Raw genomic sequence first — 17,475 nt, 5'->3', positions numbered from 1 at the left:
CCACCGCATGGGCCCGCACCCGGCTGAGCGGCGCCTCCGCGTTCCGCGCCTGGACCCGCACCACGTGGGCGGCGCACAGCCCGGGGCAGGTTCAGGCGCGGGAGCCTCGGGCGCCGGCAAGGGCGCCGTTCCGTTGTGCCCACCCTCCCCCAAGCTCTCGGCTCCGCTCGAGCAGGGGGAACCCCCTTGCCCCGGCGGAACGCCTGCCCACAACGGGGGTGGGCGGGGGCACCGCCCCGGCGGAGCGACCGCCCACGGCGGGGGTGGGAACCGCCCCGGCGGAACGACTACCCACAACGGGGCGCGGGTCGGCTAGGTCCCGTATTCGGGGAGCGCCTGTGTCCACGTGCGGTGGGCGACCGTCGCCAGGACCGGGTTCCTGCCCCGGTAGTAGTGCTCGGTGACGACGCCCCAGCACAGGGCCCAGCCGCGCCCCCGGGCCCAGGTGGCGTCGTCGACCTGGGCGGCCTCGCGGAAGAGGGGTCGGGTGTCGGGGGTGAGCAGCGACCAGGCGGCCATGAGGTCGACGGCCGGGTCGCCCGTACCGAGGCCGCCGAAGTCGATGACGGCGTGCAGGCGGCCGTCGCGGGTCAGGAGGTTGCCGGGGAGCAGGTCGCCGTGGGTCCAGACGGGGGCGCCCCGCCAGGGCGGGAGGCGGAGGACCGATTCCCAGGCCTCTGTGGCGGCGTCGGCGTCGATCGTGCCGTCCGCCCCGAGGTCCCGGATCGCCGGGCGCATGGCGCCCTGCTCCCAGTCGGTGACCGGCCCGCCCCGCCAGGAGGCGGGCCCGCCGGTGGCGTCGACTCGGCGCAGGGAGACGCCGAATCGGCCCAACTCGACGGCGGCGTGGGCGAGATCGGCGATCGGCTCGTCGTAGGCGTCGGTCCCGTCCAGCCAGGCGAACACGGACCAGGGCCGGTCGTACCCCTCGCCGGGCACTCCCCGCCCGACGGGCGCGGGCACGGGCAGGGTCAGGTGCGGCGCGAGGCGGGGCAGCCACTCCTGCTCCTTCTCGGCCTGCCCGACGGCCCATTCGGCCTTCGGCAGCCGTACGGCGTACTCGTCGCCGAGCCGGAACATCGCGTTGTCGGTGCCGGCGGAGTCCACCTCCCGTACGGGAAGTCCCGCCCATGCGGGGAACTGGGCGGCGATCAGCCGCTCGACGAGGGCGGTGTCGATGTCGGGGGTGGCCATGCGCGCGAGGCTAGCGATCAAGCGCCCTGTGGGCCACGGGATTTCGGCTCCTTCGGCCGGTCCAGGATCAGGTCGCCGGCGCGGGCGAGGACCTCGATGCGGGTGCGGCCCCGGTGGTCGGCGGCGAGGAAGTGGTGGCCGATGGCCACGCAGAAGGCGAGGAGGGAACGGGCCTCGACCTCCTCGGGGTCGGCGCAGAAGGTGCCGATCATCTCGCGGAGCAGCTCCATGCGGCGGTTGTCGACGCGGCGCAGGCGGGCGGCGACGGTCTCGTCGCGCCGGGCCCAGTCGCGGACGGCGAGGTCGATGGGGAGGAGCCGGTCGCCGGAGAAGGTGAGCATGCCGGCGAGGGTGATGAGGGCCCTCGGGTCGCCGTCCGGGTCCTGGCGGACGCGGTCGATCACCTGGTCGGCGGCTTCCCGCTCCCAGGTGTCGAGCATGGCGGCGAGGAGCGCGTCGCGGTCGGCGAAGTGGCCGTAGAAGCCGCCCTTGGTGACGCCGAGGCGTTTGGCGAGCACTTCGACGCGGACGGCGTCGGGGCCGCCGTCGGCGAGGACGGTCAGGCCTTCCTCGACCCATCGCTCGCGGGGTGTGCGTGGGGCGCCCACGGTGTGTCCTCCCTCACTCGTCGACCGAATATACGCTTCCGTACATCAGGTCTGGCATGGTTGACCTCGTCGTTATACGCAAGCGTATAGAACTGGGAAGGCGGCAGCGCCATGAAGCTCCCCGTCACCGAACACACCACCCGGCCGTGGCGGATCCACGAGTTCACCCCCGATTTCACGATCGAGGACGTCTGGTCCTTCCGCACGCCGGGCGCCGGGCCCGACGACTTCCCGCGCGCGCTCGCGGCGATCGCGGCCGGCGCCGGTCTCTCCCGGCAGTCCGGGCCGTCGAAGTTCCTGTTCGCGGTGCGCTGGAAGCTGGGCGCCCTGCTCGGCTGGGACACCCCGAAGGCCGGCCTCGGCCCGCGCGTCCGCTCGCTGCGCGAGCGCATGCCGGAGGAGCTGACGGCGACGGCGGCCCCGGTCCCGGGGCCGGGCCCGTTCGCCCCGCTGTACGAGCTCCACGACGAGTGCGCCCGGGAGCTGGCGAACAAGACCGTCCACGGGGTGATGCACCTGGGCTGGGTGGAGACGCCCGACGGCGGCCACGAGCTCCGCATGGCGGTCCTGGTCAAGCCCAACGGCCGCATGGGCCGCTTCTACATGGCCCTGATCGCGCCCTTCCGGTACCTCGTCGTCTACCCGGCGATGACCCGCCAGTGGGAAGCCGCCTGGCGGGACCGGGAGCGGCTGCTCGCCCAGAACCCCTAGGGCACAGAACCTCCAGGGCCCAGAACCCCGGGGCGGCCGGGACTCCCGAGGGGCGTCGGGACCCTCAGGGAGCGTCGACCGCCTCGCGCCAGGTGCGGACCGCTTCCGCCGAGACCGGGTGGGTCCAGCCCCGGGGGCGGGCCGCGCCGCCGATGTGGAAGGCGGTGAGACCGGCCGCGCGGAGGGCCGGGAGGTGGTCGAGGCGGAGGCCGCCGCCGACGAGGATCCGGGGTTCGTAGCCCGGTTCGCCGGCGCGGGCGGCTTCGGCGCGGAGGGTCGGCAGTCCGTCGTCGACGCCGGTCGCCGCGCCGGCCGTCAGATAGGTGTCGAGGCCGGGCAGGTCGGCGAGGAGCTTGCGCAGGCCGTCGCGGTCGGCGGCGCGGTCGATCGCCCGGTGGAAGGTCCAGTGGCAGCCGTCCAGGACGGCGATCAGGCGCTCGACGGCCACCAGGTCCGGCTCGCCGCCGGGGGTGAGGAAGCCGAGGACGAATTCGGTCGCGCCCGCCGAGCGGAGTTCCTCCGCCCGGCCGGCCAGGGCGTCGACGTCGCCGGCCGCGAATCCGTCGCTGAGGCGGAGCATCACGCGCAGCGGGATGTCGACGGCGGCGCGGACGGCGGTGAAGCCGGCCAGGGACGGGGTGAGGCCGTCCGCCGCCATGTCGGTGACGAGTTCGAGCCGGTCGGCGCCACCGGTCTGGGCAGCGACCGCGTCCTCCTCGTCGAGGGCGATCACCTCAAGGACAGCACGGTTGGTCATCGCTCCCATTCCTCCATGAATGACGGCTACAGGTCTAGTCCAATGTTCAGACTAGTCGTGCGCGTGCTCTCCCGCACCGTGCCCCGCCTCACCCGTCCCACTCGTGGCCGGAGCGGGCGCCTCGCCCGTCGCGCCCGCCGTCACCGTGAAGGCCGCCGTGCGGACCTTCCCCTCGTGCTGGAAGTCGAGGAAGAGGCGGTACGTGCCCGCGCTGGGCGCCGTCGCCGTGAAGGAGACGTCCGGGCCGGGGCCGCCCTCGTTCGGGTGGACGTGGAGGTAGGCGAGGTCGCCGGCGCGCAGTGCGACGAGGTGTCCGTACGCGCCGAGGTACGGCTCCAGGTCCGTGACGGGCTTCCCGGCCTTGGTGACGGTGAGCCTCAGCTCGCCGGCCTTGCCCGGGTCGAGGACGCCGCCGAGCCGGACCTGGTATCCGTCGACGTTCGCGGTCGGGGCGACGGCGGGCAGCGGCTTCGGCGCGTACGCGCCCGGGACCGCGAGGTCGGCGCCGAGCGTGACGCCCTTGGCGCCGGGGGCGGCGGGCTTGAAGTCGGCGAAGGCCTTGTAGCCGCCGGCGGCCGGCAGGTCCGCGTCCACCGACCAGGTGCCGTCGGCGGCCTTCACCGGGTGCAGGTGGCGGAAGGTGTTGAGGTCGCGCGAGGCGACGATGAAGTGCAGCTCCTTGCCGTGCTCGGTGGTGAAGGCGGTGACCTTCTTGCCGGCGGCGTCCTTGACGGAGAACTTCAGGGTGCTGCGGCCGACGGCGGGGGCGGGGGTCTCCAGGGCGAGGGTGTAGCCGTCCTGGGAGATCTGGAGGCCGCCGGGGAGGGCCGAGGCGGCGGTGGCCTCCTCGTGACCTGCGTGCCCACCGGTCGCGCCCTCCTCGTGGCCCGCGTGCCCGCCCGTCTCCTCCTTCTGCGGCTCCTGGGCCGCGTGGCCCGCATGCTCCGCCTTCTTCGGCTCCTCGACGGGGCCGACCCCCTTGCCGACCCCGTACGCGGTCCCGAAGGTCGCGGCGAGCGCGGCGGCAAAGGCAGTGATCTTCACTCCGGTGTTCATGACTGCTCTCCCGTACGTGGGTGGCGTGGGCATTCCTTCGTCCGATGCACTTCACCATACCCCTGGGGGGTATCAAGTCAAGTCGCCGATCTGCTTGCGTCGGATACCGCCGGGGGGTATACATGGACTCACAGCCGGATACCCCCCGAGGGTATCTGGGCCGAGGAACCGACCGAGGAGGAAGCCATGGGCTCCTGCTGCACCCCCGACAACAGCTGCTCGACCACGGAGACCGCCGCCGTCGCGGTCGCCGACAGCACCGTCACCGTCTACGCCGTCTCCGGCATGACGTGCGGCCACTGCAAGAGCGCGATCACCAAGTCCGTCAGCGCCCTCGACGGCGTCATCTCCGTCGACGTGGACGTCGCCGGCGGCCTGGTGACCGTGACCACCGGCGGCGAGCCCGACGACGCCGTGATCACCGCGGCCGTCGACGACGCGGGCTACGAGCTGACCGGCCGGGCCTGATCCGCCGCCGGGCAGACCGGCACCCCACCGGCGTCCCCCGTCCCGGTACCCGACGGTCCGCCCGGCAGGCGGACACCGCCCGCACCACCCCGGCCGCCGGGGTCCGCCCTCCCCCAAGCTCTCGGCTTCGCTCGAGCAGGGGGACCCCCATGCCCGGACCCCGGCCCCCGAACCCCGCTACACCCGAGGAGCAGGAAATGACCACGACCACTCCGGGCACCGCCCAGGTCGAGCTCGCCATCGGCGGCATGACCTGCGCCTCGTGCGCGGCCCGCATCGAGAAGAAGCTCAACCGCATGGACGGGGTCGAGGCCACCGTCAACTACGCCACGGAGAAGGCGAAGGTCACCTTCGACGCCGACATCGACGTCGCCGACCTGATCGCCACCGTCGAGGCCACCGGCTACACCGCCAAGGAGCCCGAGCTCCCGAAGGCCGACGTCCCCGGCGAGAGCGGCCCCTCCGACGAGGAGAAGGCCGACGAGGAGCTGCGGCCGCTGAAGCAGCGGCTGATCACCGCCGTCTCGCTCGCCGTGCCGGTCATCGCGATGGCGATGGTCCCGGCGCTGCAGATCGAGTACTGGCAGTGGCTGAGCCTCACGCTGGCCGCCCCGGTCGTCGTCTACGCCGCCTGGCCCTTCCACAAGGCCGCCTGGACCAACGCCAGGCACGGCGCGGCCACCATGGACACCCTGATCTCGGTCGGCACGATCGCCGCGTTCCTCTGGTCGCTGTGGGCGCTGTTCTTCGGCACGGCCGGCACGCCCGGCATGACGCACCCCTTCGAGTTCACCATCGCCCGCACCGACGGCGCCGGGAACATCTACCTGGAGGCCGCGGCCGGCGTCACCGCCTTCATCCTGGCCGGCCGGTACTTCGAGGCCCGCTCCAAGCGCAAGGCCGGCGCGGCGCTGAAGGCGCTGATGCAGCTGGGCGCGAAGGAGGTGACCGTCCTCAGGAACGGCCGCGAGGTCACCGTGCCGACCGCCGAACTCCAGGTCGGGGACCGCTTCCTGGTCCGCCCGGGCGAGAAGATCGCCACCGACGGCACCGTCGTCGAGGGCTCCTCCGCGGTCGACGCCTCGATGCTGACCGGCGAGTCCGTGCCGGTCGAGGTCGGGGTCGGCGACTCCGTCACCGGCGCCACCCTGAACGCCGGCGGCCGCCTGGTCGTCGAGGCCACCCGCGTCGGCGCCGACACCCAGCTCGCCCGGATGGCCAAGCTCGTCGAGGACGCGCAGAACGGCAAGGCCGCCGCCCAGCGCCTCGCCGACAGGATCTCGGCCGTCTTCGTGCCGGTCGTCATCGCCCTCGCGCTCGGCACCCTCGGCTTCTGGCTGGGCACCGGCCAGGGCCTGACCGCCGCGTTCACCGCCGCCGTCGCCGTACTGATCATCGCCTGCCCCTGCGCCCTGGGCCTGGCCACCCCGACCGCCCTCATGGTCGGCACCGGCCGCGGCGCCCAGCTCGGCATCCTGATCAAGGGCCCCGAGGTCCTGGAGACCACCCGCAAGGTCGACACGATCGTCCTCGACAAGACCGGCACCGTCACCACCGGCCGGATGACCCTCCTCAAGGTCCACACCGCCGAGGGCACCGACGAGACCGACGTGCTGCGCCTGGCCGGCGCCCTGGAGCACTCCTCCGAGCACCCCATCGCCCAGGCCGTCGCCACCGGCGCCGCAGCCAAGGTCGGCACCCTGCCCACCCCCGAGGACTTCGCCAACATCCCCGGCCTCGGCGTCCAGGGCGTCGTCGAGGGCCACGCCGTCCTCGTCGGCCGCGAGAAGCTGCTCGAAGAGTGGGCGATGGAGCTGCCCGCCGGGCTCGGGTCCGCGAAGGAGGAGGCCGAGAAGGCCGGCAAGACGGCCATCGCGGTCGCCTGGGACGGCAAGGCCCGCGCGGTCCTGGAGGTCGCCGACGCGGTGAAGGAGACCAGCGCCGAGGCCATCCGTCGCCTCAGGGGCCTGGGCCTGACGCCGATCCTGCTCACCGGTGACAACAAGGCGGTCGCCGAGGCCGTCGCCGCCGAGGTCGGCATCGACGAGGTCATCGCCGAGGTCATGCCGCAGGACAAGGTCGACGTGGTCAAGCGCCTTCAGGGCGAGGGACGTTCGGTCGCCATGGTCGGTGACGGCGTGAACGACGCGGCCGCGCTCGCCCAGGCCGACCTGGGCCTCGCGATGGGCACCGGCACGGACGCCGCCATCGAGGCCGGCGACCTGACCCTGGTCCGGGGAGACCTGCGGGCCGCGGCCGACGCGATCCGGCTCTCCCGCAGGACCCTCGGCACCATCCGCTCGAACCTCTTCTGGGCCTTCGCCTACAACGTGGCCGCCCTGCCGCTCGCCGCGGCCGGACTGCTCAACCCGATGATCGCGGGCGCGGCCATGGCCTTCTCCTCGGTCTTCGTGGTTGGCAACAGCCTCCGCCTCCGCGGCTTCCAGGCCACCGACCGCTGACCATCCCGCCCTGTGAACCCCTGATCCCCGAGGAGCCCGTCGTGGCCGGTTACGGACAGCACAAGGAAGACATCATCAGACGGCTGAGGCGCATCGAGGGCCAGGTCAGGGGGGTGCAGCGGATGGTGGACGAGGACGTCTACTGCATCGACGTCCTCACCCAGGTCTCCGCCATCAACGCGGCCCTCCAGTCCTGCGCGGTGGCCCTCCTGGACGAGCACCTGAGCTGCTGCGTCACGGAGGCCATCGCCCAGGGCGGGGACCAGGCGAAGGTGAAGGTGGGCGAGGCGTCCAAGGCCATCGCCCGGCTGATCCGGACCTGACGGAAAGACGGACGGACATCAACCGCCCTTGCGCGAAGGGCAGTCGGCGGACAGCGTGAGACTCAGCCGGAGACAGAGGCCGAGCAGCTGACGGAGGAGCACCAGCTCCACCGAACCGGGGAGACCGGAGTCGCAGACCTTCGCGCAGGGGCGGTTCTTCATGAGGGTCGACATCTTGCCATCGTACCCCTGGGGGGTATACCTGGGGCGGGGAAGCGGCCCGTACGATGACAGGCCCTACGGGGGAGGGGATGCACGTGCGCCGGCTGGGAGAGCTGGAGGCCGAGATCATGGACCGGCTGTGGGCATGGCAACGGCCCGCCACGGTCCGCGAGATCGTCGACGACATCAATCGGGGACGCCGGGTCGCCTACACCACGGTGATGACGGTGGCGGACATCCTGCACCGCAAGGGGTGGCTCCGGCGCGAGAAGTCCGGACGGGCCTGGCTGTACGAGCCGGTCCGCGGCCGCGAGGAGTACACGGCGGGCCTGATGCGGGACGCCCTCGGCGACAGCCAGGACCGTCCGGCCGCCCTCCTCCGCTTCGTCGAGGTCATCTCGGACGAGGACATGGCCGCCCTGGACGCGGCCCTCCGCGCCGCCCGGGGCGAGGGCCCGGACGGCCGGGCCGGAGGCCGCGCGTGAACCGCCCCGCCACCGCCACCGGGAGCCGCGCGTGAACCGCCCCCGTCCCCACCGGGAGCCGCGCGCGAACCGCCCCGCCACCGCCACCACCGGGAGCCGCGCGTGAACCACCACGTCCTCGTCCCGCTCGGGATCGTGCTCCTCACCGGCTTCGTCGTGCCCTGGCTGCTGGGCCGGGCCCGCTGGGCCCAGCAGGTGCCCCGGTTCGCCCTCGGCCTCTGGGCCGCGTGCGGCGCCGGCTTCGCGGTCGCGTCCGCGCTGCTGCCCGCCCAGCTGGTCCTGTCGAACGCCGCCAGCCACCGCCTGGCGGACATGATGTTCGGACTCCAGCTCCCCACCTTCGGCCAGCTCCTGGACCTCGACGGGCGCGGACGGCTCGCCCTGTGCCTCTCGCTCCTCGTCCTCTCGCTGCCCACCGCCGCGTTCGTACGCCGCCTCGTCAGGGCCCGGCGGACGCGGGCGCGGCACGCGGGGGTGCTGCGGCTCGTCGGACGGTACGACCCCGCGCTGCGGGCCACCGTCCTCGACGACGACCGGCCCGCCGTCTACTGCCTGCCGGGCCGCTCGCGCCGGGTCGTCGTCTCCTCCGGCGCGGTGCACGCCCTGACGCCCGCCCAGCTCGCGGCGGCCCTCGCGCACGAGCGGGCGCACATCGCGGGCCGGCACCACCTCCTCGTCGCGGCGGCGGACGCCTTCGCCACCGTCTTCCCGCACCTCCCGCTCGCCCGGTACGGCGGGCCCGCCGTGCCCCTGCTGCTCGAAATGGCCGCGGACGACCGGGCGTTGCGCCGGTGCACGCGGGACGCGCTGGCGACGGCACTGTACGCGCTGGCCTCGGGGCGGGCGCCGCGGTCCGCGTTCGCGGCGGGCGGCCCCTCGGCCGCGCTGCGGATGCGGCGCATCCTCACCCCGTACAGCGCGGGACACCCCGTGCTGTACGGACTCCTCACGATCGCGGCGGCGGGACTCGCGATGGCCCCCCTGGTCATCGCCTGCTGCTCGTTCCCCCGGTAATCCGCGAACACCGTTATTTACTAAGCGAATTCGTAGATTTCGCATCGGTCACGGATCACGGAATGCACCGCTATTGTGGGTACGTTGGGGTTCGGACTCGGCACGTCGAAGGGTGCAAAACCAATGCAGCTCGCCGGCGTTCGTACGGCAGCGGCCGGCGACGCGACCACGATATCCAGACTGCTTGCCGACACCATCCGGAGCAGCTACGCCGGAATACTGGACGAAATCCCGATGCGGCGGCTGATCTCCGCGCAATGCGCACTCCCCCGCATACGCGCGGAAATTGAAATTCCGGGGGGTGCGCCCGGCTGGCTCGGCTGGCTGGTCGCCACCGGCCCGGAGGGCGCGGTCGTCGGCGTGGCCGCCGGCGGCGTCCCGGTCCCCGGCGAGGGCGAGGTGTACGCGCTCGCGGTGGAGCCCGGCGCGCGCCGCGCCGGCGTCGGTACGGCCCTGCTCGCAGCCACGACCGACCGGATGCGCGGCTACGGCGCCCGGGAGCAGCGCGTGGAGCTCCCGGCGGAGGCCGACCCGGCGCTCCCCTTCTACGCCCGCCTCGGCTTCGCGGCCCTCTCCCCGAGGCGCTGGAGCCGGCCGCTCGCCTGACCGGCCGCTCGCCCGACCACTCGCCCCACCGGCCGCTCGCCCGGCCGACCGCTCGTCCACGGCCGGCCGCTCCCCCGACGCCCACCGTGGCAGATCCACGCCATCGCGTGTTCACGCAGCCCGATCCGGTGGATCGGGGTTCGCCTCCCAGGTCAGGATGGGTCCAGCGGCGCGGGCCCGGCGGCACGGGTACCCCGCCCCGACGGCATGGACCGAGCGAGCCCCTGGAGGAGCGATGCACACACCGAGCGGCACTTCCCTGCCCGTCGTGCCCGCAGCGCTCGCTCCGGTCCTGCCGTCCCGGTACGGCCTCGACCAGGAGCCCGCCCCCGGCGCGGGCGTCCGGATCACCGCCGACACCCTCCCCGGGCTCGAATCGGTCTCCCCCGCCGACGAGGGCTCCGTCTGGCTGCACGACGCCCTGCTCGGCCCGCACAGCGCGGACATCGTCCGCTACCTCAGCCTCGCCCGCTCCACCGGCGGACCCGTCCTCGACCTCGGCTCCGGCGCCGGGCGGCTCGCCGTCCCGTTCGCCCGGCACGGCTTCGCCGTGGAAGCCGTGGACCGGGACGCCTCGGCCCTGGAGCGCCTCGAAGGCTGGGCCCGCCGGATCGGCCCGCAGGTGGCCGGGCTCGTCGTCACCCACCGCGCGGACCTGACCGACCTCCGCCTGGAGGGCAGCTACCGGCTGGCGCTGCTCGCGGGTGCCATGGTCACGGCCGTCCCGCCGGCCAGCCGGCCGGAGCTGCTGCGCGAGGTCGCCGCCCATCTGGAGGCGGGCGGGGCGCTCGCCCTCGACTACACCGCGCACCGGCTCCCGGGCCTGATCGCGGAGCCGCGGCGGACCTGGGCGTTCCAGGTGCCGCGCTTCGACGGCATCGACGAGTGGGTGGTGGCCCGGCAGGTCTTCGACCTGCCGTCGATGAGCGAGCGGATCACGTACTACGCCGCCAGGACCGGCAAGCTCTCCTCGGAGCGGGTCGTGCTGACCACGGACAAGTGGATCGTCGACCCCGAGCGGCTCGCTGCCGAGCTGCACTCGGCGGGGCTGCACATCGAGGGCCGGCGGCGCCACCGGATCGACGAGCGGACCGAGTCCGTCCTCCTCGTGTGCAGGGCGGACGACTGATACGGGGCGGAGGGTCGGCCGAAGAGCACCTGCCGAGGTTGACGAGCAAGAGGTACGATGCCCACAAAAGTTTGGGCCGACCAGGTGGCGGGCGGAGAAGATGGCAGTCGTGGAAGAGCTGACGGGCCGCGAGGCGGTGATCCAGCGCCTGCGCGATGTCGGGCTGCGGGTCACGGGTCCGCGCCTGGAGGTGCTCACGGTGCTCGCCGCCGGCGGCCATCTGGACGTCGAGGCGATCACCACGACGGCCCGCGAGCGGCTCGGCACGCTGACCAGCCAGGCCGTGTACGAGATGCTGCGGCACTTCCAGGAGACCGGCCTGGTCAGCAAGTTCGACCGGCCCGGCCTGCCCGCGGTGTTCGAGATCTCCGGGCCGCCCCACCAGCACGCCCTGTGCACCGTGTGCGGCCGCGTGGAGAACGTCTCCGCGACCGCGCCCGAGCCGCCCCGCGGCGCCCTGCCCAAGTGGCGGGTGGACGACGCGGAGATCGTCTTCAGGGGCCTGTGCCCCGACTGCCGGGCTGCCGGTCCCGGCGCCTGAGCCGCCGTCACCTCCCCGCCTGCCCGCCGCTCCGGCCCCGGCCCCGGCCAACTCCGTGCGTGCCGTTCGATTTTGTGGCAGGGTCTAGCGGGGCGATTCGACAGGGTCCACCGGATCCGAGGGGAGTCTGCTGCGCCGTGTCCAGAAACGCCGCCGTGTCCCGGGCGGGGAGCGATCAGGCTCTCGCCTTCTACCAGGAACTCCGCGCCCGCCCCGAGGCCGGCTTCGACGAGGTCGCCGCCCGGCTCGAACTCTCCGCCGAAGAGCGGGAGCGATGTCGCGACGAACTCGCCTCCTTAGGACTCACCGCCGCCCCCGGACCCTCGGACCCGGGCCCCCGTCCCCTCGTCCTCGACCCGGACGTCGCCCTGCTGCGGCTGCTGCGCCGGGAGCGCGACCGGCTCCAGGACCGCCTCGCCGCGACCAGCCGCGCGCACACCGCCCTCGAAGCCCTCGCCGGACCGTTCCTGCGGGCCGGGGCCGCGCCCCGGTCCGAGGTCGAGGTCGAGATCGTCGACGACCCGCAGCGGGTGCTGCGGGAGCTCTCGGACCTGACGGAGTCCGTGCGGACCGCCGTCCACGTCATGCACACCGGGTCCGTGCGGCGCGAGGAGATGGCCGCCGAGCTGGAGCGGGACCGCTCCCGGGCCGCCCGCGGGGTGCGGGTCCGCGCCATGTACAGCCGCCGGGTCGGCACCGTGCCCGAGATGACCCAGCACCTGGAGGACCGGGCGGCGCTCGGCGTGGAGCTGCGGCTCTCCCCCGTCGTCCCGATGAACATGGTCCTCGCCGACGAGAACTTCGCCCTGCTGCCGACGGACCCGCACGACCCGGACTCGCCCGTCATCCTCGCCCGCGGGCCGGGCCTGGTCCGCTCGTACCTCGCGCTGTACGAGTACTGCTGGCAGGCGGCCGCCCGGTACGGCGAGGAGCCCGGGGAGTCCGGCGGCGACGGCCTCTCGGACCAGCAGCGGGCCGCGCTGCACATGCTCGCCTCGGGCATCAAGGACGAGCAGATCGCGCGCAGCCTCGGCGTCTCGCTGCGGACGGTGAGCCGGCTGCTCTCCGAGGTCATGCAGGAGCTGGGGGCGGCGAGCCGCTTCGAGGCCGGCGTCAAGGCGGCCCGGCTCGGGCTCCTCGACGGCGAGGGGCCGGAACCCGTGGGCTAGTACGGGGAGTTCGTATGTCATGGGGGACGCGCACGGTCCACGGGGGCCGTGCGGGCCGCGAGAAGCGCACGACGGACTCCCGCCGCGCCGTATGACGGGGTGAGGGCGGGGCCGACTCGGAGGATGAGGGGGTCACTTCGCCATGGTCACCGCGGGCGACGGCACGGGGGACGGCACGACCGACGTCCTGCTTGCCGTGTACCAGGAGCTGCGCCGCCGGGGCGTCTCGGACTTCGAAGAGGTCCGTAGAGAACTCGGGCTGGCGCCGGAGGAGTACGAGCGATGTCGCCGCGAACTCCTCTCCCTGGGTCTCATCGTGCCCACGGGGCAGGTGCACGCCACCATCACGGCCGTTCAGGACGGCAGCTGGCGGTCCGAGACGGACACGGTGGCGGCGATCGATCCGGAGATCGCCCTCCTGCGGCTCCTGGAGCGGGAGCGGGAGCGGCTGCGGGAGCACCTGGCCGAGGCGGACGAGGCGTACAGCACGCTGGAGGTCCTGGCGGGCTCCTATCTGCGGGCCGAGGCGCTGACCCGGGCGGAGGCGCACGTCGAGGCGCTGACGGACTACCGCAGGATCCAGCAGGCCATCGAGGACATCACCGACGTGATGCAGGAGAGTTCGGCCTCGCTGCACCCGGGGACGCCGGGCCGGCAGAACCCGGAACTGATGCTCGACCGGGACCGGCGGCAGATCTCCAACGGGGTGCGGGTGCGCGCCATCTACGGCCGCCAGGAGGCGACGGACCCGCAGATGGAGAAGTTCCTCGGGCAGCGGGCGGAGCTGGGGGTGGAGATCAGGCTCGCGCCGGTGGTGCCGATGAACCTGATCATCGCCGACCAGCAGTTCGCCCTGGTGCCGATCCGGCCGGAGGAGCCGGGCGAGGGCGCGATCCTGGCGCGGGGCAGCGCGCTGGTGCGGCCCTATCTGAGCCTGTACGAGCACTGCTGGCACACGGCGACGCCGTACGGGAACGAGGCGGCGGCGGAGGCGGGTGGTGACGGCCTATCGGAGCAGCAGCGAGCCGCGCTGCACATGCTGGCCTCGGGGATGAAGGACGAGCGGATCGCGCGCACGCTCGGGGTGTCGCTGCGGACGGTCAGCCGGATGATCTCGGAGCTGATGCAGGAGCTGGGGGCGACGAGCCGTTTCGAGGCGGGCGCGCGGGCGGTGCGGCTCGGCTGGCTGGACTGAGCGTCCGGCCGGCGGGAGGCCGGAGCGGGCATTCGGGCCGTCGTTCGTCGGAGCGGGCATTCGGGCCGGCGGACGACGGGAAATGCGCGGGGCCCCGCAATCGTGGCAGCGATTGCGGGGCCTCACTGTGGGGGGGATCGCCCAGGGGAATTGCCGGGTGAATATCCCGGTGGATCGATTCAGTTGGTGGGGCTGGGGGTCGGGTCCGTCGGGGCGACCGGCCAGCCGTTGTCTTCCGCGACGCCGGCGATGGTGTGGGGGGTGACCGGGGCGCTGTCGGGGGAGGCGGCGAAGGCGGCGCCGGCCGCGACCGCGGTACACGCCGCCATCGCGACCATGAGGCGGGTGACGGCCTTGCGGATACCGGTGTTCTGCGCGACGGACATGATTCCTCCAGGACTTGGAATGTGAATTCGGTCTTCCGGGGGCCCGTGCCGCCGGGCGTTCCCTGAAGACATCTCCATTCTGTCCCGGCCCCCGAATCGAATCCAGGGATTGTCTCTGCGTGGATCTGCCATGGCGTGGATGCGTCAATCTGCCGTCAGGACAACGGAATTGAGGGATCCGGAGCGCGCCATACCTTTGGTCGAACCAAAAGAGATGCTAGACTTGTGCTACGGCCTTCTCGTTCCTCCAGGAGAGAGGGGCCGCCGGGGCAGGGGCGTGCCGCCGCCCCTGCCCCACCTCCCGTTCGAGCGCACCCCGGTACACCTCGACGGTCCGCGCGGCCGACGCCCGCCAGCTCATCCCGCGCGCATGGCGCACCGCCGCCGCCCCCATCGTCTCCACCATCTCCGGGTGCGCCGCGAACAGGCGCAGCCGGCGCGCGTACTCCACCGGGTCGTGGCCCCGCACGAGCAGCCCCGTCACCCCGTCCCACACCGCCGTCGGCAGCCCGCCCACCGCCGCCGCGAGCACCGGAGTCCCGCACGCCTGCGCCTCCACCGCCACCAGGCCGAACGACTCGCTGCGCGACGGGACCACCAGCACGTCCGCCGCCCGGTACCAGTCCGCGAGCCGCTCCTGCGGCACGGGCGGGCAGGGCCGCAGCACGTCGGTGACCCCCAGCTCCTCCGCCAGCCGCCGGACCGAGCCCTGCTCGGAGGCGCCCGAGTGCCCGCCCACCACCGGCACCAGGAGCCGGCGGCGCAGCTCCGGCGCCTGGTGCAGCAGCTCCGCCACCGCCCGCACGAGCACGTCCGGGCCCTTCAGCGGCTGGATGCGTCCCGCGTACAGCGGCACGAACGCCCCGGCCGGCAGACCGAGCCGGGCCCGGGCCGCCGCCCGCCCGTCCCCCGGGTGGAAGGTGCGCAGGTCCACCCCGGGCCGCACGACCTCGGTCCGCTCCCCCTCCGCCCCGTACAGCGAGCGCAGCGCCTCCGCCTCGTCGGCCGTGTTCGCGATCAGCCGGTCCGCGCTGCCCACCACCTGGTGCTCGCCCCGGACGCGGAGCTCCGGCTCGGGGGTGTCGCCCTCGGCGAGCGAGGCGTTCTTCACCCGGGCCAGGGTGTGGGCGGTGTGCACGAGCGGTATCCGCCAGCCCACCGCGGCGATCCGGCCCGCCTGGCCGGAGAGCCAGTAGTGCGAGTGGACCAGGTCGTAGCGCCGCTCCTCCTTGAGCAGCGCCAGCGAGAACGGCACCACCAGGTCGGGCATGGCCTCCTTGGGCAGCGCCCGGCGCGGCCCGGCGTGGAGGTGCCGGACCCGCACGCCCGGCGCGAGCTCGACGAGCGGGGGCGCGCCCTCGCCCCGGCAGCGGGTGAACAGGTCGACCTCCGCGCCCTGTTCGGCGAGGGCGCGGGAGAGCTCGACCATGTAGACGTTCATGCCGCCGGCGTCCCCCGTCCCGGGCTGGTGGAGCGGGGAGGTGTGGACGCTGAGCATGGCGACGCGCAGGGACACGTGGGGCTCCTGACGAGAGGGAGGCGGGGGACCACGTGTCCCTGCGCGTCGCGCGCATGGTCACGCGGCAGGGGCATTCCTACGGAGGTACTTAGTTGCTTAGTAGTACGGGGCGGGAACGAGCGGGTCAGAAACCGAAGACCGGACCCGACGGCGGTGCCAGCCGGGTCCCCGGCAGCGGCGGCAGCAGCGCCTGCCAGTCGACCGGCCGCCCCGGCTCCACCCGCAGCGCCGCCGCGAGCCGGTCGGCGCCCTCCGGCATCACCGGCCGCGACCAGGCCGCGAGCGCCGACGCCACCGCCAACTGGGCCGCGAGCGCCGGAAGGTGACGGCAGGAGGTGCTGGGCCGGCACCGCTCATGGGCGTTGACGTGACCGAAGTCGGCCGCCGAGCGGACCATCTCGTCCAGGACGGCGACAGCCCGGCGCGGATCGAACGCGTCGGGGCCGTACGCCTCGCGCAGGTCGTCCACGCCCCGGTGCAGCCGCCGCTCCAGGATCTCCCAGCCGGTGCCGCCGGGCAGCGCCTGCGGGGCGAGGCCGCCGCACTCCTCCCGCACCGCCGAGAAGAGCCGGGACAGCCAGCTGTTCCAGTTCTCGTCCAGCTCGCGCCGGGCGGCGGCGAGCCGCTCCCGCCGGAAGACCGTGCGCCGTCCCAGCGGACGGGCCTGCAGGACGTGCCGGCGCAGGGTGTCGGAGCCGTACTCGGTGAGCAGGTCGAGGGCCCAGACGTTGCCCTCCTGGACGCCCTCCTCGATGACGTACGACTCGTTGACGTTGAAGTCCTGCGGCAGCTTGACGTCCTGCGCGAGGAGCAGCACCGGCAGCAGCACGGCGTGGCAGAAGGCGTGCCCGAAGCCGCAGAAGTGGATCGCGCGGCGCGGCAGCGGGCCCTTCACGTCATAGCCGAAGAGGTGCATCGCGGCGGCCTCGAAGCAGCCGTCGATGCGGTGCTCGGGGAAGCCCTCGACGGGCACCGCCAGACCCCACTCGCCGGGGTGGCCGACCGCGATGTCCGGCAGCCCGTCCTCGACGAGCGACTCGCACAGCGCCGCGAGCCGCGGCGGAAGGCCCGCCGTCGCCCAGTAGTCGGCGAGCGTGTCCCGGAACGGCTCCAAGGGCACGTAGAGCCGGCGGCAGCGGCGGGCGACCGCCGGGGGGGCGCAGAGCGCGCAGCGCGCCGAGATCAGGTCGCCGCCGTCGTTCGGCCGGGCGCACTCGTGGCACATCCCGCCGTCGCTGGCCGCGCCGCAGTGCGGGCACGTGCCGGTCGCGTGCGCCCCGTGCAGCCAGCGGCCGCACGGCTCGCAGTACGGGAGGAGCCGGGTCCGGGGGGCGATGACGCCCTGCGCGTACAGCTTCGCGAAGAGGTCCTGCACCCAGCGCCCGTACCCCTTGTCGCGGCGCGGGCGCACGATGTGGTCGAACTCCACGCCCGAGCGCAGCCAGTCGGCGGTGATCGCGGCGCGGTAGCCCTCCGCGACCTCCTCGGGCTTGCGGTGGTGGCGCAGCGCGCGGACCTCGACGGAGCTGGCGTGGTCGGCGGTGCCGGTGGTGAACCGGACCGCCTCGCCCTCCGCGCGCAGGAAGCGCGTGAGGACGTCGGCGGCGACGTACGGCCCGGCGAGGTGGCCGATGTGGAGTTCGCCGTGGGTGGCGGGAGGAGTCGCGGTGATCCAGACGGGGGTGCTCAT

19 protein-coding genes are annotated in these 17,475 nt (G+C 73.7%); 11 read left to right on the top strand and 8 right to left on the bottom strand.

From position 1 onward, the window contains the following. Window positions 1-312 precede the first annotated feature (312 nt). Both K7G60_RS13350 and K7G60_RS13345 read right to left on the bottom strand, forming a co-directional pair. Entirely contained in the window at window positions 313-1,194 is an 882-nt protein-coding gene (locus K7G60_RS13350) for an aminoglycoside phosphotransferase family protein (protein WP_225801087.1), read from the bottom strand. A gap of 17 nt (window positions 1,195-1,211) precedes the next feature. Beyond that, complete coding sequence (locus K7G60_RS13345) at window positions 1,212-1,802, bottom strand: TetR/AcrR family transcriptional regulator (protein ID WP_225801086.1); 591 nt, start codon at window positions 1,800-1,802, stop codon at window positions 1,212-1,214. Between the two features lie 111 nt (window positions 1,803-1,913). On the opposite strand from K7G60_RS13345, the gene K7G60_RS13340 reads away from it, so the two are divergent. Beyond that, complete coding sequence (locus tag K7G60_RS13340) at window positions 1,914-2,513, top strand: DUF2867 domain-containing protein (protein ID WP_225801085.1); 600 nt, start codon at window positions 1,914-1,916, stop codon at window positions 2,511-2,513. Window positions 2,514-2,577: 64 nt separating this feature from the next. On the opposite strand, the gene K7G60_RS13335 is transcribed toward K7G60_RS13340, so the two are convergent. Continuing rightward, the gene (locus K7G60_RS13335; RefSeq protein ID WP_225801084.1) at window positions 2,578-3,270 is read right to left on the bottom strand and encodes a copper homeostasis protein CutC; all 693 of its coding nucleotides are present in this window, start codon (window positions 3,268-3,270) and stop codon (window positions 2,578-2,580) included. 51 nt (window positions 3,271-3,321) lie between these two features. Beyond that, window positions 3,322-4,326: a hypothetical protein gene (locus K7G60_RS13330; protein WP_225801083.1), complete on the bottom strand. Its 1,005-nt coding sequence runs from the start codon at window positions 4,324-4,326 to the stop codon at window positions 3,322-3,324. Between the two features lie 186 nt (window positions 4,327-4,512). Here K7G60_RS13330 and K7G60_RS13325 point away from each other — a divergent pair, with 186 nt between their 5' ends. The 3 genes from K7G60_RS13325 to K7G60_RS13315 all read left to right on the top strand — a co-directional run bounded on the left by K7G60_RS13325 (window position 4,513) and on the right by K7G60_RS13315 (window position 7,579). Continuing rightward, a complete protein-coding gene (locus K7G60_RS13325; RefSeq protein ID WP_225801082.1) occupies window positions 4,513-4,794 on the top strand; it encodes a heavy-metal-associated domain-containing protein in 282 nt (93 codons plus the stop codon). 197 nt (window positions 4,795-4,991) lie between these two features. After that, complete coding sequence (locus tag K7G60_RS13320) at window positions 4,992-7,256, top strand: cation-translocating P-type ATPase (RefSeq protein ID WP_225801081.1); 2,265 nt, start codon at window positions 4,992-4,994, stop codon at window positions 7,254-7,256. A 41-nt stretch (window positions 7,257-7,297) separates the two neighbouring features. Beyond that, a complete protein-coding gene (locus tag K7G60_RS13315) occupies window positions 7,298-7,579 on the top strand; it encodes a metal-sensitive transcriptional regulator (RefSeq protein ID WP_015035316.1) in 282 nt (93 codons plus the stop codon). Window positions 7,580-7,597: 18 nt separating this feature from the next. Here K7G60_RS13315 and K7G60_RS13310 read toward each other — a convergent pair whose 3' ends face one another. Next, window positions 7,598-7,753, bottom strand: a complete 156-nt coding sequence (locus K7G60_RS13310; RefSeq protein WP_158718993.1) for a hypothetical protein — start codon at window positions 7,751-7,753, stop codon at window positions 7,598-7,600. An 83-nt stretch (window positions 7,754-7,836) separates the two neighbouring features. Here K7G60_RS13310 and K7G60_RS13305 point away from each other — a divergent pair, with 83 nt between their 5' ends. The 7 genes from K7G60_RS13305 to K7G60_RS13275 all read left to right on the top strand — a co-directional run bounded on the left by K7G60_RS13305 (window position 7,837) and on the right by K7G60_RS13275 (window position 13,880). Then, window positions 7,837-8,226: a BlaI/MecI/CopY family transcriptional regulator gene (locus K7G60_RS13305; RefSeq protein ID WP_225801080.1), complete on the top strand. Its 390-nt coding sequence runs from the start codon at window positions 7,837-7,839 to the stop codon at window positions 8,224-8,226. A 102-nt stretch (window positions 8,227-8,328) separates the two neighbouring features. Next, window positions 8,329-9,240 carry a M56 family metallopeptidase gene (locus tag K7G60_RS13300; RefSeq protein WP_225801079.1) on the top strand — a complete coding sequence of 304 codons (912 nt, stop codon included), beginning with the start codon at window positions 8,329-8,331 and terminating at the stop codon, window positions 9,238-9,240. Between the two features lie 123 nt (window positions 9,241-9,363). Further along, window positions 9,364-9,846, top strand: a complete 483-nt coding sequence (locus K7G60_RS13295) for an N-acetyltransferase (protein WP_225801078.1) — start codon at window positions 9,364-9,366, stop codon at window positions 9,844-9,846. 235 nt (window positions 9,847-10,081) lie between these two features. Then, the gene (locus K7G60_RS13290; protein ID WP_225801077.1) at window positions 10,082-10,975 is read left to right on the top strand and encodes a cyclopropane-fatty-acyl-phospholipid synthase family protein; all 894 of its coding nucleotides are present in this window, start codon (window positions 10,082-10,084) and stop codon (window positions 10,973-10,975) included. Between the two features lie 100 nt (window positions 10,976-11,075). Continuing rightward, entirely contained in the window at window positions 11,076-11,516 is a 441-nt protein-coding gene (locus K7G60_RS13285) for a Fur family transcriptional regulator (protein WP_225801076.1), read from the top strand. A 137-nt stretch (window positions 11,517-11,653) separates the two neighbouring features. Next, complete coding sequence (locus tag K7G60_RS39160; RefSeq protein WP_308080963.1) at window positions 11,654-12,685, top strand: helix-turn-helix domain-containing protein; 1,032 nt, start codon at window positions 11,654-11,656, stop codon at window positions 12,683-12,685. 142 nt (window positions 12,686-12,827) lie between these two features. Continuing rightward, window positions 12,828-13,880 carry a helix-turn-helix transcriptional regulator gene (locus tag K7G60_RS13275; protein ID WP_225801075.1) on the top strand — a complete coding sequence of 351 codons (1,053 nt, stop codon included), beginning with the start codon at window positions 12,828-12,830 and terminating at the stop codon, window positions 13,878-13,880. Window positions 13,881-14,059: 179 nt separating this feature from the next. Here K7G60_RS13275 and K7G60_RS13270 read toward each other — a convergent pair whose 3' ends face one another. From K7G60_RS13270 to K7G60_RS13260, 3 genes are all read right to left on the bottom strand, one after another. Beyond that, window positions 14,060-14,266, bottom strand: coding sequence for a hypothetical protein (locus K7G60_RS13270; protein WP_225801074.1), 207 nt, complete (start codon window positions 14,264-14,266; stop codon window positions 14,060-14,062). A gap of 217 nt (window positions 14,267-14,483) precedes the next feature. Then, window positions 14,484-15,764, bottom strand: a complete 1,281-nt coding sequence (mshA, locus tag K7G60_RS13265) for a D-inositol-3-phosphate glycosyltransferase (RefSeq protein WP_225801135.1) — start codon at window positions 15,762-15,764, stop codon at window positions 14,484-14,486. A 145-nt stretch (window positions 15,765-15,909) separates the two neighbouring features. Beyond that, entirely contained in the window at window positions 15,910-17,475 is a 1,566-nt protein-coding gene (locus K7G60_RS13260; RefSeq protein WP_225801073.1) for a class I tRNA ligase family protein, read from the bottom strand.

The organism is Streptomyces sp. NK15101 (assembly GCF_020400725.1).
Taxonomy (GTDB): Bacteria; Actinomycetota; Actinomycetes; order Streptomycetales; family Streptomycetaceae; genus Streptomyces.
This window is presented reverse-complemented; position numbering and strand designations above follow the sequence as displayed.